Genomic DNA, 15,925 nt, shown 5'->3' on the forward strand with positions numbered 1-15,925 from the left:
GCTAGCGGAAACCGTTCGACCGAGGAGGGGCGGATGCGGCTGCGCTACACGCGGGAGCAACAGGCCTTGGCCGCCGAGTTGCGCGCGTACTTCGACGCGCTGATGACGCCCGAGCGGCGCGAGGCGCTCGAGACCGGCGAGGACGACTACGGCGAGGGCAACGCCTACCGCGAGGTCGTCCGGCAGCTCGGCAAGGACGGCTGGCTGGTGCTCGGCTGGCCCACCGAGTACGGCGGGCAGGGCCGCTCCCAGCTCGATCAGCTGATCTTCCTCGACGAGGCCGCGATCGCCGGGGTGCCGATCCCGTTCCTGACGCTCAACACGGTCGGGCCGACGATCATGCGCCACGGCACCGAGGAGCAGAAGCGCGACTACCTGCCCCGCATCGCGGGCGGCGAGCTGCACTTCGCGATCGGCTACTCCGAACCGGGCGCGGGCACCGACCTGGCGTCGCTGCGCACGAAGGCCGTCCGGGACGGCGACGAGTACGTGATCAAAGGCCAGAAGATGTGGACGAGCCTGGTCGGGTACGCCGACTACGTCTGGCTGGCCTGCCGCACCGACCCGGAGGCCGTGCGTCACCGCGGGCTGTCGGTGCTGGTCGTGCCCACCGACTCGGCCGGCTTCTCGTGGACGCCGGTGCACACGATGGCGGGGGTCACCACCAGCGCGACGTACTACGAGGACGTCCGGGTGCCGGTGGACGCACGCATCGGCGGTGAGAACGAGGGCTGGGCGCTGATCACCAACCAGCTCAACCACGAGCGGGTGGCGCTCACCTCGGCGGCACCGCTGCGCCGGGCGCTGGCCGACGTGCGCGCCTGGGCGGCGGCCACGCCGGGGCGCAACGGCAAGCGGCTGCTCGACGCCGAGTGGGTGCAGCTGCACCTGGCGCGGGTGCACGCCCACGTCGAGGTGCTGCGGCTGATGAACCTGCGCACGGCCTGGGAGCCCGACCTCACGCCGGCCGCGGCGTCGGCCACCAAGGTCTACGGCACCGAGCTGGCCACCGAGGCCTACCGCCTGCTGATGGAGGTGCTCGGGCCGTCGGCCACGCTGCGCGCCGGCGCGTTGAGGGGCCGCATCGAGCGGGCGCACCGCTCCGCGCTCATCCTCACGTTCGGCGGCGGCACGAACGAGATCCAGCGCGACATCATCGCAGCCGCGGGACTCCGGCTGCCGGTCGGACGGCGGTAGACGATGGACTTCTCCCTCACTGAGACCCAGGTCGAGCTCGCGGCCCTCACCCGGCGCATCGTCACCGACCAGGTCACCGCGGAACGGCTGCGGGCGGCCGAGGCCGCGGGCTCGCGGTTCGACCGCGCACTCTGGGACGTGCTCGCCGAGACCGGCATCCTCGGCGCCGACGACCTGCTCGACCAGTGCTCGGTCCTGATCGAGCTGGGCCGCGGCCTGGCCCCGGTGCCCTACCTGCCGACGATCGCGGTCGCCGCACCGGCGCTGGCCCGGTTCGGCTCGGCCGACCTGCGTCTGCGGTGGCTGGCGCCGGCCGTCAGCGGACAGGTCGTGCTCACCGCCGCGCTGGCCCATCCCGACGTGCGGCCGCCGGCCGCCGCGGGCCGGGCGGGCGGCGGCTGGCTGCTGACCGGCGCGGTGGACGCGGTACCGGCCGGCCCGATCGCCGACGCCCTGCTGGTCGAGACCGTGGCCGGGGTGTTCGTGGTGGCCTCGGACGACCCCGGCGTGACGATCGAGCGGCAGGCCACCACCGACCTCGACGACGCCGGCCGGCTGCGCCTGGACGACGTGGAGCTCACCGACGACCGGCGGCTCGACGGCGACGACGTGGCCGGCTGGCTGCGTGCCCGCGCGGCGGTGGCCCGCTCGGCGTACCAGCTCGGCGTCCTGCAGGCGGCGCTCGAGCTCACCGCCGAGCACGCACGCACCCGGGTGCAGTTCGGCAAGCCGGTCGGCTCGTTCCAGGCCGTGAGCCAGCGGGTGGCGAACGCGTACGTCGACGTCCAGGCGGTCGAGCTGACGCTCTGGAACGCGGCGTTCGCGGTCTCCGACGGCGACGACGCGACCGCGGCGGTGGCGACGGCCGAGTTCTGGACGGCCGAGGCCGGGCACCGGGTCGCCCACACGCTCGTGCACATCCACGGCGGCACCGGCATCGACGTCTCGCACCCGGCGCACCGCTACTTCACCGCGGCCAAACGGGTCGAGTTCGAGGGCGGAGGCGCCACCACCGCGCTCCTGGGGCTGGGTACGGTGCTGGCCACGGAGTAGCCTGCTCCCCCATGCGACTGGGGCTGTTCGGTATCAACACCGACCTCTGCGCGCTCGACCCGCAGCTCGCGGTCGACGTCGCCGTCGCGGCCGAGGAGGCCGGCTGGGAGAGCGTCTGGACCGGCGAGCACTACGCGCTGCCCGACCCGCCGGTCCCGGCGTCGCCCACCCGGCCGGAGACGCCGTTCCTCGACCCGTTCGTCGCGCTGGGCCACCTCGCCGGGGCCACCAGCACGCTGCTGCTCGGCACCGGCGTCACGGTGGTGCCCGTGCACCAGCCGGTGATCCTGGCCAAGCAGGTGGTGAGCGTCGACCGGCTGTCGCGGGGCCGCTTCCTGTTCGGCGTCGGGGTGGGCTACCTCGAGCCGGAGTTCCGGGCGCTCGGCGTCTCGCTCGCCGACCGCGGGGTACGCACCGACGACTACCTGGACGCGCTGCAGGCCCTGTGGACGACGTCGTCGGTGCATGTCGTGGGGCCGCGGGTGTCGATTAGCGGGGTCACCGCCGAACCGCGCCCGGTGCGTGCCGGCGGGCCGCCGCTGCACGTCGGCGGGGCGTCACCGGGTGCGTTGCGCCGCACGGTGCTGCGGGGGCACGGCTGGTACGGCTGGGCCGTCACCCCGGAGGAGACGGCCGCGACCGTCACCCAGCTGGCCGAGCTCGCCGACAACCTGGACCGGCCGGCGGAGCTCGGCACGCTGGAGATCTCGGTGACGCCGAGCGGCCGCACACCGCTCGACGCCACGCTCGTCGCCGCCTACGCCGAGGCGGGGGTGGACCGCCTCATCGTCTCGCCTCCCGGCCGCGTCCGGCGCGACCAGGAGGCGCTGCTGCGGTTCGTGCGCGACACCCCCGCGGCGTTACTTCGCTAGGCGGGCGCGGGTCTCCTCGGCTTCCTCCACGATGTCGGCGATGACGTCGGCGACCGGACGCAGCGTGTCGAACCGGCCGATGATCTGGCCGGCCGGCATCGCCACGACCTCGGGGTCGTCGGCGGCGGAGATCCGCCGGTGCGCCTCGCCGACGAGCAGGTTCTGCAGCGGCATCGGCAGCGGGTCGGGCGCACCCGGCGCGGCCCACGCCTCGGTCCACTTGCTCTTCAGCAGCCGGGCCATCTTCCCGGAGTAGATCCGGGCCCGGACCGTGTCGGAGGACGACGCGTTGAGCAGCGCCCGGCTCACCGCGGTCTGGCCCGGCAGGCCCTCCGCGTACTCCGACGTGAGCAGCCAGGTCGACCCCATCCACACCCCGGACGCGCCGAGCGCGAGGGCCGCGGTCACCTGCCGCCCGGACCCGATGCCACCGGCCGCGAGGACCGGGACCTGGTCGCCGACCGCGTCGACGATCTCCGGCACCAGCACCATCGTGCCGACCTCGCCGGTGTGCCCACCGGCCTCCGAGCCCTGCGCCACCACGATGTCGACGCCGTCGGCGACCTGGCGGCGGGCGTGGTCGACCCGGCCGGCGAGCGCCGCGACGAGGATGCCGCGGTCGTGGGCCTGGCCGATCACGTCGGCGGGCGGGGACCCGAGCGCGTTGGCGATCAGCGCCGGCCGGTGCTCCAGCGCGATCTCGACGTGGGCGCGCGCCACCGAGTGCAGCCAGCCGAGGACCCCCTGGTCGTTCTCCTCCGCCGGCAGCGGCGGGACGCCCAGCTCGTGCAGCGTCTTCTCGACGAAGTCGCGGTGCGCGGGCGGCACGAGCGCGGACAGGTCGCCGATCGAGCCCTCGGTGGGGGCCTTCATCGGCATCACGACGTCGACCCCGTACGGCCGCCCGTCGGTGTTGGCGTCCATCCAGTCCAGCGCGGCCGCCAGGTCGGCCGGGTCGTTGTAGCGGACGGCGCCGAGTACCCCGAGGCCACCGGCCCGGCTGACCGCGGCCGCGACGTGTTCCGACGGCGTGAACCCGAAGATCGGGTGCTCGATGCCGAGCCGGTCACACAGATCTGTACGCAAGCTGCATGTCTCCTTAGTGGCGCGCCAGTTCCTGCGACGGCGGGTTCTGTTCGGTGTGACGCCGGGCGCCCGTGTAGTCGGCCTTGCCGGTCGCGAGCCGCGGCATCTGGTCCACCCACCAGTACGACCGCGGCATCTTGTACCCCGACAGCTCCTCCCGGCCGGTCGCGTCCAGCGCCGCGGCGTCCGGCTCGTGGCCCTCGCGCCACTGCACGATCGCGCCGACGCGCCAGCCCAGCCGCTCGTCCGGGACGCCGACGACCAGCGCGTCGTAGACCCCCGGGTGGGCCTTGAGCGCGCCCTCGACCTCCTCCGGGAACACCTTCTCCCCGCCGGTGTTGATGCACGTGTTGCCGCGGCCGAGCAGCAGGAACGTGCCGTCGGCCTCGGGGATCGCGAAGTCGCCGGGCACCGTGTAGCGCTTGCCCTCGACCTCGGCGAAGAGCGCCGCGGTCTTCTCCGGGTCCTTGTAGTAGCCCTGCGGCAGGTAGCCGCCCCGGGCCAGCCGGCCCACCTGGCCGGAGCCGGGGGTGATCGGCTTGTTGTACTCGTCGATGACGATCGTCTCCCGGCTGGAGTTCACCCGGGGGCCGCGGGGCTCGATGTTGTCCTTGCTGATCGCGCCGATGCCGCTGAAGCCGGTCTCCGACGAGCCGACGGCCTCGGTGAGGAAGCTGTTGGGGAACGTCTCGAGGTACTCGCGCTTCACCGACGGGGACATCAGCGCGGCGGTGCTGGAGATCGCGAGCAGCGAGGAGGGGTCGTACGTCCCGCCGTCCGGCGGTCCCTCGCGGTAGGCCTCGAGCAGCGGACGGGCCATCGCGTCACCGACGATCGCGATGACGTTGACCCGCTCGGCGGTGATGGCCCGCCACACCTCGTGCGCGTCGAAGCGCGGCATCAGCACGATCGTGCTGCCGGTGAAGAGGCCGCCGAACAGCGTCCACTGGGCCGCGCCGTGGATCAGCGGGGCGGCGACCAGCCGGACCAGCCCGGAGTCGACGCCGCTGCGTGCCTGCTCCCACTCGTCCTGGATCGGCTCGCCGGTCATGAAGTCGACGCCGCCGCCGAGCACCCGCCAGATGTCCTCCTGGCGCCACATCACGCCCTTCGGACGCCCGGTGGTGCCGCCGGTGTAGATGATGAACAGGTCGTTGGGATCGCGTTCCGGGAAGTCCCGCTCCGGCGACTCGGCGGCCAGCGCCTCCTCGTACCCGGTCGACGGATCGCCGAACTCGAGCACGTGCTTCAGGTCGGGGCAGTCGTCGCGGACCGCGCCCACCTCGGCGGCCAGCCCGCGCTGCGAGACGACCGCGACGGCATCGGAGTCACGGAGGACATATCGTAACTCGTTCTCGGTGCTCCGGAAATTGATGTTGATGGTCGCGGCGCGCAGTTTGCACACGGCGAACATCGTCTCGGCGGCCTCCATCGAGTTGGCCGCGTGCAGAGCGACGTGGTCGCCCGGCTTGACGCCGTGTCGGGCCAGGTGGTGGGCCAACTGGTTGGCCCGCGCCTCGAATTGGGCATAGGTCGCGCGGCGCTCCCCGAAGACCAGGGCGTCGCGGTCGGGCACGAGATCGACGGCATGTTCTACGAGGTCTGCCACGGTGAGGACCATGGCATCAAATTAGAACAGGTTCCTGTTGATCACAACGGTCAACGGCGACTCCCGCCCATCGCCTGACGCCCAAATGCCCGACTCCCCCGGGACCGTCCGGCTTGGAGCGCCCGACGACCGAACGTCCAGGCGTCGAATCACCGTTAACTTGACCGGCGCGGACGGTTGATCGTCCCCGGAGACCGCGCTTACCGTGAGGGCACTCCGACTGCGGCGACAGCGAGGTGGCCGGCATGGACGCTGATTTCCGGGTAGCTGATCTCACTCGACGACATGCCGCGCAGCGCGGCGACCACCCGGCCCTGACCTGGGGCGACCGCACGCTCACCTACTCCGAACTGGACGAACGCGCCGCCCGCATCGCGAACGCGCTGCGTGCCGACGGGGTCGGGGAGGGTGATCGGGTCGCGGTGCTCGACAAGAACTCGATCGAGACGGTCGAGGTGCTGGTGGCGGCCTGGAAACTCGGCGCGGTGCTGATCCCGCTCAACTGGCGGCTGACCGCGTCCGAGCTGGCCCCGGTGGTGGAGGACGCCGGCGCGGTGGTGCTGTTCGCCGCGCCCGAGTTCGCGGAGACCGCCGAGCGGGTCGCGGTGGCCGTCGGCTCGGTCGTGAAGACCGTGCAGCTCGGCGCCGACTACGAGCAGTGGCTGGGCGCCGCCCCGGCCGACGACACCGGCTTCCGCGGCGACTTGGACACCGTCGTCTTCCAGCTCTACACCTCGGGCACCACCGGGCGCCCCAAAGGCGTCCTCACGACCAACCGCACGCTGAGCGTCGGGGAGGAGGGCGCGGCGCGCTCGTGGGGCATCGACGGCGACTCGGTGACGCTCGTCGCGATGCCGATGTTCCACATCGGTGGGCTCGGTTTCGCGCTGGTGGGCCTGCTGTTCGGCGCGCACGGCGTGATCATCCGCGACCTCGTGCCCCAGGACCTGCTCGACCTGATCGTCGAGCAGCGCGTGACGAACACGTTCCTGGTGCCGTCGGTGATCGGCATGCTCGTCGCCCTGCCCGGCGCGGCCGAGCGCGACTACTCGGCGCTGCGCTCGATCGCCTACGGCGCCTCCCCGATCACCCCGGCGTTGCTGCGCCGGGCCCTGGCGACGTTCGGCCGCCCGCTCTTCCAGCTCTACGGCCTGACCGAGACCCAGGGCGCGATCGTGCAGCTCGACGCGGACGACCACGATCCGGGCGGGCCGCGCGAGCACCTGCTGCGCGCGGCGGGCAAGCCGTACCCGTGGGTGGAGCTGCGTATCGTCGACCCGGTGGACGGCACCGAGGTGCCCGCGGGCGCACCGGGCGAGATCCTGGTCAGGAGCGTGGTGAACACCCCCGGCTACCACAACCAGCCGGAGACCACCGCGGCGCTGCTGGACGCGGACGGGTGGCTGCACACCGGCGACATCGGCAGCCTCGACGCCGAGGGCTACCTGACGATCTCCGACCGGCTCAAGGACATGATCATCACCGGGGGCGAGAACGTGTTCCCGGCCGAGGTCGAGGCCGTCCTCGCCGACCACCCCGACGTCGCCGGGGTGGCCGTGGTCGGGCGGCCCGACCCGACCTGGGGCGAGGCCGTGGTGGCCGTCGTGGTGGCCCGGCCGGGCAGCGTGCCCGACGCCGACGGCCTGATCGCGTTCGCCCGCACCCGGCTGGCCGGCTACAAGCTCCCCAAGGTCGTCGACTACGTGGAGGCGCTCCCCCTCGGGCCCACCGGGAAGGTGCTAAAGCGAGAGCTCCGCCGTACCTACGACAGCGCCTAACGCGTGGATCTCGGCCGCTGTGCGGCAGCCGGTGAGGAGCATCGTGACGCCCGCCGCCTCGCGGCGGGCGATCTCCCGGCGCACGTGGTCGGCGTCGCCGACGATCGAGATCTCGTCGACCATCTCGTCGGGCACCGCGGCGACCGCCTCGGCCCGGCGGCCGGCCGCGAACAACGACGTGATGTCGTCCACGGCCTCCTTGAAGCCGGCGCGCACGAACAGGTCGGCGTGGAAGTTCATGCCGGGCGCGCCCATCCCGCCGATGTAGTGCGCCAACGCGGGCTTCTGCGCGTCGAGGCCGGGACGCCGGTCGTCGGTGACGATGATCTGGCAGTTCGTGACCACCTCGAACTCGTCGCGGGTGCGCCGCGCGCCGGGCCGGGCCAGCCCTTCGCCGAGCCACTCCTCGTACGTGCCGCCCAGGCGCGGGGAGTAGAACACCGCGATCCAGCCGTCGGCGATCTCGCCGGTGAGCGCGACGTTCTTCGGGCCTTCGGAGCCGAGCAGGATCGGCAGGTCGGCGCGGAGCGGGTGGGTGATCGGCTTGAGCGGCTTGCCGAGCCCGAGCGCGCCCTCGCCGGAGTACGGCAGCGGGTAGTGCGGCCCGTCGTTGGTGACCGGGGCCTGCCGGGCGAGCACGTCCCGGACGACGCGGACGTACTCGCGCGTGCGGGCCAGCGGCTTGGCGAACGGCTGCCCGTACCAGCCCTCGACGACCTGGGGCCCGGAGACGCCCAGCCCGAGCGAGAACCGGCCGCCGGAGAGGTGGTCGAGCGTGAGCGCGTGCATGGCACACGCGGCCGGGGTGCGTGCCGAGATCTGCACGACCGCGGTGCCCAGCCCGATCCGCCGCGTCGACGCACCCCACCAGGCCAGCGGCGTGAACGCGTCCGACCCCCACGCTTCGGCGGTGTAGACCGCGTCGAACCCGGCTTCCTCGGCCGCGGCGACGAGCGCGGGCGCGCCTTCGGGCGGCGCCGCCCCCCAATACCCGAGCTGCAGTCCGAGCCGCATCAAGGCCTCCGCGAGCTTGTCGAGCGCCGCCAGGCGCGAGTGTCTGAAACCTGGAGCCCGCCCAGGGCGGCGCTGGCCGGGCCGCCCACTAGGCGTACTTCACGGGGAGGTGTTTGATTCCGTTGATCCAGCCGGAGCGCAGGCGGGCCGGTTCGGCGATCTTCTGGATGTCGGGCATGTGGTCGGCGATCGCGTTGAAGATGAGGTCGATCTCCAGGCGGGCGAGGTTCGCGCCGATGCAGTAGTGGGTGCCGCTGCCGCCGAACCCGAGGTGCGGGTTGGGGCTGCGCATGATGTCGAACTTCTCCGGGTGGTCGAAGACCTCGGTGTCGTTGTTGGCCGAGCTGTAGAACATCGCGACGCGCTGGCCGGCCTTGATCTGCTGGCCGCCGAGCTCGGTGTCGCGCGTCGCGGTGCGCTGGAACGCGATGATCGGCGTGGCCCACCGCACGATCTCGTCGGGCGCGGTGCGCGGCCGTTCCTTCTTGTAGAGCTCCCACTGATCGGGGTGGTCGAGGAACGCGTTCATCCCGTGGGTGATCGCGTTGCGCGTGGTCTCGTTGCCGGCCACGGCCAGGATGAGGACGAAGAACCCGAACTCGTCGTCGGAGAGGCCGCTCTCGCCCTCCTGCGCGTTGATCAGCGTCGTGACGAGGTCGTTGGCGGGGCACTTCCGGCGCTCCTCGGCCATCCCCATCGCGTACCCGAGCATGTTCGCCGACGCCATGTTCGACGCCTCGGTGGCCAGCTCGTCGTCGTCGGAGCCGATCATCTGGTTCGACCACTCGAAGACCTTGTGCCGGTCCTCCTGGGAGACGCCGAGCAGACCGGCGATCGCCTGCAGCGGCAACTCGACCGCGACGTCGTTGACGAAGTCGCCCTCGCCCTTCGCGGCGGCCTCGTCGACGATCGTGCGGGCCCGGGTGGCGAGCTCCTCACGCAGGCTGTTCACCGCCCGGGGCGTGAACATCCTGGACACGATCGAGCGCTGCGCGGTGTGTTTCGGTGGGTCCATGTTCAGCAGGATCAGCGACTGCATGTCGATGGCCTCGCGCGTCATGTCGGGCCCGAACCGGACGATCGCGGTGTTGGTGGTGCTCGAGAACACCGACGGGTTCCGGGAGATGTCGACGATGTCGGCGTGGCGGGTGACCACCCAGTACCCGTCGTCCTCGAAGCCGGCGATGCCGTGCGGTTGCGCGTTCCACCAGACCGGGGCGGTGCGGCGTAGCTCGGCGAACTTCTCCAGCGGCACGCCCTCCTGCATGTACAGGTCGGGATCGGTGAAGTCGATGCCGGCGGGAATGTCGGGAGCGGTCATGACGACGACCTCCGCTGTGAGGTATCCGTGCGAGTAACCAGACGCTACATGATCAACTGGAACCTGTTCTAGTATTGGGGCGCCCCCGAGCGAAGGAGCACGTATGGGAACCCCGGTCATCGTGTCGGCCGTGCGGACGCCGATCGGGCGTCGCCGCGGCCAGCTCTCCGGCCTGTTCCCGGCCGAGCTGCTCGGCGTCGCCCAGCGCGCGGCCGTCGAGCGCGCCGGTCTCCCCGCCGCCGAGGTCGAGCAGGTCATCGGCGGGTGCGTCACCCAGGCCGGTGAGCAGGCGGGGAACGTCACCCGGGTGGCCTGGCTGCACGCGGGCCTGCCGGAGAGCACCGGCGCGACGACGATCGACGCGCAGTGCGGCTCGGCCCAGCAGGCCACGCACCTGGTCGCGGCGCTGATCGCGGCCGACGCGATCACCGCGGGCATCGGGTGCGGCGTGGAGGCGATGTCGCGCCAGCCGCTGGGCAGCAACATCTCGGCGGAGAAGAAGCCGAAGCCCGACAGCTGGACCATCGACCTGCCCAACCAGTACGACGCCGCCGAGCGCATCGCGGTGCGCCGGGGCCTCACCCGCGCCGACACCGACGCGTTCGGCGTCCGGTCGCAGGCGCTGGCCGCCGCGGCCTGGGCCGAGGGGCGGTTCGAGCGCGAGATCGTGCCGGTGGAGCTGCCCGACGGCACCGTCGTCCGGCGCGACGAGGGGCTGCGCGACACCACGCTCGAAGGGCTGGGCGCGCTGAAGCCGGTGCTCGACGGTGGGGTGCATACGGCCGGTACGTCGTCGCAGATCTCCGACGGCGCGGCCGCGCTGCTGCTGATGGACGCCGCGGCCGCGGCCGAGCGCGGGTTGGCGCCGCGCGCCCGCATCGTCGCGCAGGCGCTGGTCGGCGCCGAGACGTACTACCACCTCGACGGGCCGGTGCAGGCCACCGCGAAGGTGCTGGCCACCGCCGGGATGAAGATCGGCGACATCGACGTGTTCGAGGTCAACGAGGCGTTCGCGTCGATCCCGCTGTCCTGGATGTCGGTGCACGAACCGGCGGCCGACCGCGTCAACGTCAACGGCGGCGCGATCGCGCTCGGGCACCCGGTCGGGTCCACCGGCGCGCGGCTGCTCACCACCGCGCTGCACGAGCTCGAACGCCGCGACGCCGAGACCGCACTGGTGACGATGTGCGCCGGCGGCGCGCTGGCCACCGCGACGATCCTCACGCGCGTGTAGTCAGCCTCGTCCGCACGTAACCGGCCAGCACCAGCCCGATCCACACCAGCGCGTGCACGCTCAGCAGCACGACGTCGGCCACGGCGTGGTCGTTGGCCGCGCGAACGGACGCGGTCAGGCGCGGCACCAGCCACCCGAGCGGATCGACCGACCCCGACCCCAGGCCCAGCACCAGGACGACGCCGGCCACCAGCACGATCGTCGCGCGGCCGAGGTCGGGGCTGGTCGCCCGGGACGCCCACGCCCCGATCGCCAGCCCGGTCAGCGCGCTCAGCAGGTGGATCCACAGCCCGAACAGCAGGCCGGTGACGGCGTGCCCGGTCTGGATCGCCCCGATCACCCAGGGCAGCACGAGCGCGACGGCGATCGTCAGCGCCGCGGGCAGCAACGCCGCCAGCAACCCGGCGAACACCTCCCGCGCCGGCCCGCCGACCAGCACGCTGGAGAGCAGCCGCTGTGTGTCCGGCTCGGCGTCCAGCACGAGTTTGGCCTGCCAGGCCAGCACCGGCAGCAGCACCAGCGCGGACGTGCCGTACGCCTCGACGCCGGGCGCGGCGCCACCGGCGTGCAGGATCGCGAGCAGCGCCACGGTGGCGATCAGCGGTGCGAGCGCACGGCGGGTGCGCGCGTAGCCGGACACCCGGTTGCCGGCGAGCGCGCCGACCCGCGACGCGGTCCCGACGCTCACCGGGCGGCCTCCACCGATCGCACCACGTGCCCGCCGGCACGCAGCCACGCCACCACCGCGGCGACCTCCTCCGCGTCGACCACCACTTCGATCACCTGCGCTTCCCGGGACGTGGCCCGCGCCGTCAGGCGGCCGTCGGCCAGACACCACTCGGCATCCGGGCGCAGCCCGGCCAGCTCACCCCGGTGATCGGAGACCACGACCACGCCCCCGGCCGCGGTGACCTCACGCACCAGCACGGGCAGCTCGGTCCTGGTCGCCGCGTCCAGCCCCTCCCACGGCTCGTCCAGCACGAGCAGGTCGGGGCGGACCACGAGCGCCTGCACCAGCCCGACCTTCTGGGCGGTGCCCTTGGACAGTTCGGTCAGGCGGGTGTCGAGGAACGGCGTGAGGTGCAGGCGCTCGGCCCACGCGTCGATCACCGCAGCGCCGAGCGTCCGGCCGCGGACCCGGCCGACGTTGGTCAGGTACTGCCTGGTCGTCCAGGACTGCTCGGCCGGGAACCGCTCCGGCACCCACCCCACGATCGCCGGGCGCCCCACCACCTCGCCGCGGCTCGGCGCCAGCACCCCGGCCAGCACCCGCAGCAACGTCGTCTTCCCGGCGCCGTTGCGGCCGGTCACCGCCGTCACCGTGCCGCGCGGCAGCACACCGTTGACGCCGGTGAGCACCCAGGGGTCGCGGCGCCCGAACCGGACGGAGACGTTCTGCAGCGCCAGACCGGTCACGGTGAGCGATGGTACGCAAACGAAGCTAGCCGTGGGGCGCACGGGCCCAGCCGGACCACTGTCCACAGTCCCGAGGGAAAACCCTGCTGACTCCGGGCGCCGACTCCTGGTATGCCTGTTCGTGGCTGGAAACCTCCAGTGCTGATCTCAGCGTCGGTCGGGGGCACCGATGCTCCTTCCTCAGCTGATGCGGCCGCTGCCGGCGGGTCCGCCCGGAGCACCACCTCACGCGGGGATGCTCGACGCCTCGGGCTATACGGTCATCTCCGGCCCGGTGGGCTCTTACCTGGCCGAACGGCTCGCGGCGGCGATAGCGTCGCGCAACCGCTGGAACGGGTGCGTCTGGCTACGGCGGCCCCAGCGGAACCTCCGGTCCCTCGACGCGGCGCTCGCCGAGGCGTGCGCGAAACGGTGGCGCGCCGACACGCACCCCACCGACGACCCGCGTCGCCGGTTGGAACGGGCGCTGCTCGGCTCGCCGGAGGGAGCCGTCGTGGTCGTCGAGGTCACCGACCTCACCACCGCGATCGGCCGGTTGATGACCGGCCTGCGCCCGCTCGCGTCGGACCGGGGCGTCCGCCTCGTCGTGGTGGCCGAAGGCCTGCGTCTCCCGGTGGTCCGGTTCGCTCCGGACGCCCTGGTGGCGCCGGCCGCGCTCGGGGGCGTCGACGGGCTGGCCGCCCGGGTCGGCCTCCTCGCCTCCGCCCCGGTGGCCGCGAGACGGCTGACCCGCCTGGCCGAGCGGCGGCCGGCCGTGGCCACCGACCTGCTCGACGCCGCCGCGGTCTGGCCGCACGACGTCCTGCTCGGCGCGCTCGCGGGACGCACCCGGACGCTCGAGCGGGTCACCGCCGCGCTCCTCGACCTCTGCACCCCGGCGCAGCGCTCGGCGCTCGAGACGTGCGCGACGACCGGTTACTGGCACCCGCAGCTCGACACCGGCGTCGTCCGGGCCGCCGACCTGCGGCCGTGGCTCGTCCCGCTGGAGGAGTCGTGGAGCTGGGTCCGTCCGATCTGGCTGGCGCCGCTGCGGCGCGCGCTGGCCCGGCGGGGGCCTTCTCCGGTCGTGGCGCGGCCGGCGGCGGCCGGGCCGGGGTCGCCGGACGATCGGCGGCTCCGTCCGCCGGACGATCGGCGGTCTCGATCGACGGGCGATCAGGGGTCTCGGTCGTCGGAGGATCAGGGGTCTCGGTGGACGGGGCGGGGTGTCGTCGAGGTCCGGTTGTTCGGGGGGTTCGAGGTGCGGGTGGACGGTGTCGTGGTCGATTTCCCCGGGCGGCGCGGGCGCAGCGTGCTGCGGTTCCTGCTGACCCGCCCGGATCGACGCTGCCCGCGCGACCAGCTGCTCGAGGAGTTCTGGCCCGACGTCGACGGGCGGGCGGCACGCAACCGGCTCCAGGTGGCGGTCAGCGGTCTGCGCTCCGCGCTGCGCTCGGCGACGAACGACCACGTCATCGAGTACGCGTCGGGTGAGTACCGGATCGCCCCGGCGGTGCGCGTGCGTACCGACGTCGAGGAGTTCGAGGAGGCGCTGGGCGCCGCGCGCTCCGCCGGCCGGCCCGACGTCGCGCTGAGCGCCTACCACCAGGCCATCGATCTGTACCGGGGGGACTTCGCCGCCGACGTGCCGTACGAGTCGTGGACGCTGCTTCCCCGCGAGAGCCTGCGCCTGCGGTACCTCGACGCGCTCGACGCCGCCGGCCGCATCGCGCTGCGGACCGGCCGGATCGACGACTGCGTGGTGACCGCGCACCGGGTGCTGGAGGTGGACCCCTGCCGGGAGGACGCCCACCGCCTGCTGATGCGCTGTTACGCCCGCCAGGGACGACCCCACCAGGCCCGGCGTCAGTACGAGCTGTGCCGGCGCCTGCTCGCCGCGACGCTCTCGGTCGAGCCGGCGCCGGAGACCACGGCGCTCTACCGGTCTATCCGGCCGCGATGAGCCGCGGAAGGGCGCCGTCGAGCCCGACGAGTCGAACACGCACCCGTCGGACGCCCGGGGGCAGCGGGACGTCGGCGAACCGGAGCGTCAGCGGCGCGGGGAGTTCGTGGGCGCCGCTCAGCCCGGCGCGGACCGTCCAGCCGCCCGGCTCGCCGTACGGCCGGTCGAGCAGGTCGGCGTAGTAGCGGAACGAGGACGCCCGGCCGGGGTCGAGCGGCCGGAGGGTGTGCTCGACGGTGCCCGGACCACCGACGACGGTCCCGGCCTCGAACACGGCCGCCCATCCCTGCGACCCGCTCCCCCGGCACGCCGCCAACGGAGGCGGCACCGGCCACGCACTCCCGACGGGTGCGGGTCCGGGCGCGGCCGCCGCCGCGGTTCCGGGCGCGGGTCCGGGTCCGGGCGCGGGTCCGGGTCCGGGCGCGGGTCCGGGTCCGGGCGCGGGTGCGGCGGCCGGGAGTGCGGTGGGGGCCGGCGTGGGATCCACGCCGGCCTCCGCTTCGACGAACCGCGCGATCGCGTCCGCTCCCCAGCCGGCCACGGCCAGTTCGCGTCCGCTGCGCACGTGGGTGATCGTGCCGTGCGTCGGCCGGCCGTCCTCGGTCAGCGAGAGCCGCAGCACGAACGCCTCGTGCCGCTGGTCCAGCGCCGGCCCGGGATCGCCGGCACCGTGTTGCGCGAGTTGCTCGTACAGCTCCTGCAACCGGTCGCCGGTCCGCTGCCGGGTGCTCCGCAGCGCGCCCACGACCTCGGTGAGCGCCGCCCAGGTGAGGACACCGGCGCGGTGCAGACGCGACTCCGCACCCGCCCCGATGCCTTCCAGGTCGCGGAAGCTCGCACCGGCGGCCGGACCGGCGGCGGCCCGGCGCTCGGTCACGACTGCGATTCGACCTGGATGATCGGCCCTTCGAAGTAGCCGGTCAGGTCGTAACCGGGCGACCCGACCGACTGGCTGTCCAGGAACACGGTCGCGACCAGCTTGTAGAGGCCGCTGCTGTTCGGGCCGTCCTCGCTCAGCGCGTTCGCCGGGACGGTCAGCTCGACCGCGAACAGCTCCCGGTTCGGCCGCAACGGATCCGGGTTCGCCGCCGCCGCACCGCGCCGCGCGACGGTGGTGTCCCGCGCGAGCTCGATCTCCTGGCCGGGGCCGATCGACTCCGCGTAGGTCCGTACGAGCCAGGTGGGCGCACCGCGGTCGAGGAAGAGCGGGGCGAGCTGGCCGGCGACTTCCCATTCGACCCGGAGCTTGAACGGCTTCGCCGGGTCCACGACGTGGTTACCGCTCCCGCCGTTGAACGGCTGCGGATCGATGACGACCAACGACGTGATGGCCCCCTCGATGGAACTGGGGTCACCCGGATTACGCGGACCCACGTAGGGATCGAACTGCAACGCCATCGGAA

General features: G+C 73.2%; 14 protein-coding genes. 6 read left to right on the top strand and 8 right to left on the bottom strand.

The window, feature by feature from the left end; translation table 11 throughout:
- Positions 1-33: 33 nt before the first annotated feature.
- From ABD437_RS32865 to ABD437_RS32875, 3 genes are read left to right on the top strand one after another with little or no spacing between them, the layout of a single operon-like run.
- Positions 34-1,197: an acyl-CoA dehydrogenase family protein gene (locus ABD437_RS32865; protein ID WP_344652842.1), complete on the top strand. Its 1,164-nt coding sequence runs from the start codon at positions 34-36 to the stop codon at positions 1,195-1,197.
- A 3-nt stretch (positions 1,198-1,200) separates the two neighbouring features.
- Positions 1,201-2,250, top strand: a complete 1,050-nt coding sequence (locus tag ABD437_RS32870) for an acyl-CoA dehydrogenase family protein (RefSeq protein ID WP_344652843.1) — start codon at positions 1,201-1,203, stop codon at positions 2,248-2,250.
- A gap of 11 nt (positions 2,251-2,261) precedes the next feature.
- On the top strand, positions 2,262-3,122 hold the full coding sequence (locus ABD437_RS32875; RefSeq protein WP_344652844.1) for a TIGR03619 family F420-dependent LLM class oxidoreductase: 861 nt from the start codon (positions 2,262-2,264) through the stop codon (positions 3,120-3,122).
- Here ABD437_RS32875 and ABD437_RS32880 read toward each other — a convergent pair.
- Together ABD437_RS32880 and ABD437_RS32885 are read right to left on the bottom strand one after the other, a co-directional pair.
- Positions 3,111-4,208, bottom strand: coding sequence for an NAD(P)H-dependent flavin oxidoreductase (locus ABD437_RS32880; RefSeq protein ID WP_344652845.1), 1,098 nt, complete (start codon positions 4,206-4,208; stop codon positions 3,111-3,113). The two genes, ABD437_RS32875 and ABD437_RS32880, sit on opposite strands and share 12 nt — an antisense overlap.
- A gap of 13 nt (positions 4,209-4,221) precedes the next feature.
- Positions 4,222-5,829 (bottom strand): acyl-CoA synthetase, encoded by a 1,608-nt coding sequence (locus ABD437_RS32885; RefSeq protein ID WP_344652846.1) that lies wholly within the window; start codon positions 5,827-5,829, stop codon positions 4,222-4,224.
- 233 nt (positions 5,830-6,062) lie between these two features.
- On the opposite strand from ABD437_RS32885, the gene ABD437_RS32890 reads away from it, so the two are divergent.
- Complete coding sequence (locus tag ABD437_RS32890) at positions 6,063-7,595, top strand: long-chain-fatty-acid--CoA ligase (protein WP_344652847.1); 1,533 nt, start codon at positions 6,063-6,065, stop codon at positions 7,593-7,595.
- On the opposite strand, the gene ABD437_RS32895 is transcribed toward ABD437_RS32890, so the two are convergent.
- Together ABD437_RS32895 and ABD437_RS32900 are read right to left on the bottom strand one after the other, a co-directional pair.
- The gene (locus ABD437_RS32895) at positions 7,557-8,609 is read right to left on the bottom strand and encodes an LLM class F420-dependent oxidoreductase (RefSeq protein ID WP_344652848.1); all 1,053 of its coding nucleotides are present in this window, start codon (positions 8,607-8,609) and stop codon (positions 7,557-7,559) included. The two genes, ABD437_RS32890 and ABD437_RS32895, sit on opposite strands and share 39 nt — an antisense overlap.
- A gap of 88 nt (positions 8,610-8,697) precedes the next feature.
- A complete protein-coding gene (locus tag ABD437_RS32900; protein WP_344652849.1) occupies positions 8,698-9,930 on the bottom strand; it encodes a cytochrome P450 in 1,233 nt (410 codons plus the stop codon).
- A 103-nt stretch (positions 9,931-10,033) separates the two neighbouring features.
- Here ABD437_RS32900 and ABD437_RS32905 point away from each other — a divergent pair, with 103 nt between their 5' ends.
- Positions 10,034-11,164 (top strand): steroid 3-ketoacyl-CoA thiolase, encoded by a 1,131-nt coding sequence (locus ABD437_RS32905; protein ID WP_344652850.1) that lies wholly within the window; start codon positions 10,034-10,036, stop codon positions 11,162-11,164.
- On the opposite strand, the gene ABD437_RS32910 is transcribed toward ABD437_RS32905, so the two are convergent.
- Entirely contained in the window at positions 11,151-11,852 is a 702-nt protein-coding gene (locus ABD437_RS32910) for a hypothetical protein (RefSeq protein WP_344652851.1), read from the bottom strand. The genes ABD437_RS32905 and ABD437_RS32910 overlap by 14 nt on opposite strands.
- The gene (locus tag ABD437_RS32915) at positions 11,849-12,580 is read right to left on the bottom strand and encodes an ATP-binding cassette domain-containing protein (RefSeq protein ID WP_344652852.1); all 732 of its coding nucleotides are present in this window, start codon (positions 12,578-12,580) and stop codon (positions 11,849-11,851) included. Before ABD437_RS32915 ends, ABD437_RS32910 begins: the two co-directional genes overlap by 4 nt.
- A 235-nt stretch (positions 12,581-12,815) precedes the next feature.
- Between ABD437_RS32915 and ABD437_RS32920 the strand changes: the two genes are divergently transcribed.
- Positions 12,816-14,522, top strand: a complete 1,707-nt coding sequence (locus ABD437_RS32920) for an AfsR/SARP family transcriptional regulator (protein ID WP_344652853.1) — start codon at positions 12,816-12,818, stop codon at positions 14,520-14,522.
- Here the strand turns inward: ABD437_RS32920 and ABD437_RS32925 are convergent.
- Together ABD437_RS32925 and ABD437_RS32930 are read right to left on the bottom strand one after the other, a co-directional pair.
- Positions 14,506-15,399 carry a hypothetical protein gene (locus ABD437_RS32925; RefSeq protein WP_344652854.1) on the bottom strand — a complete coding sequence of 298 codons (894 nt, stop codon included), beginning with the start codon at positions 15,397-15,399 and terminating at the stop codon, positions 14,506-14,508. The genes ABD437_RS32920 and ABD437_RS32925 overlap by 17 nt on opposite strands.
- Complete coding sequence (locus ABD437_RS32930) at positions 15,396-15,920, bottom strand: hypothetical protein (RefSeq protein WP_344652855.1); 525 nt, start codon at positions 15,918-15,920, stop codon at positions 15,396-15,398. The genes ABD437_RS32925 and ABD437_RS32930 overlap by 4 nt, the downstream gene beginning before the upstream one ends.
- Positions 15,921-15,925 lie beyond the last annotated feature (5 nt).

The sequence above is a fragment of the Cryptosporangium japonicum genome (assembly GCF_039524755.1).
Classification (GTDB): Bacteria; Actinomycetota; Actinomycetes; order Mycobacteriales; family Cryptosporangiaceae; genus Cryptosporangium; species Cryptosporangium japonicum.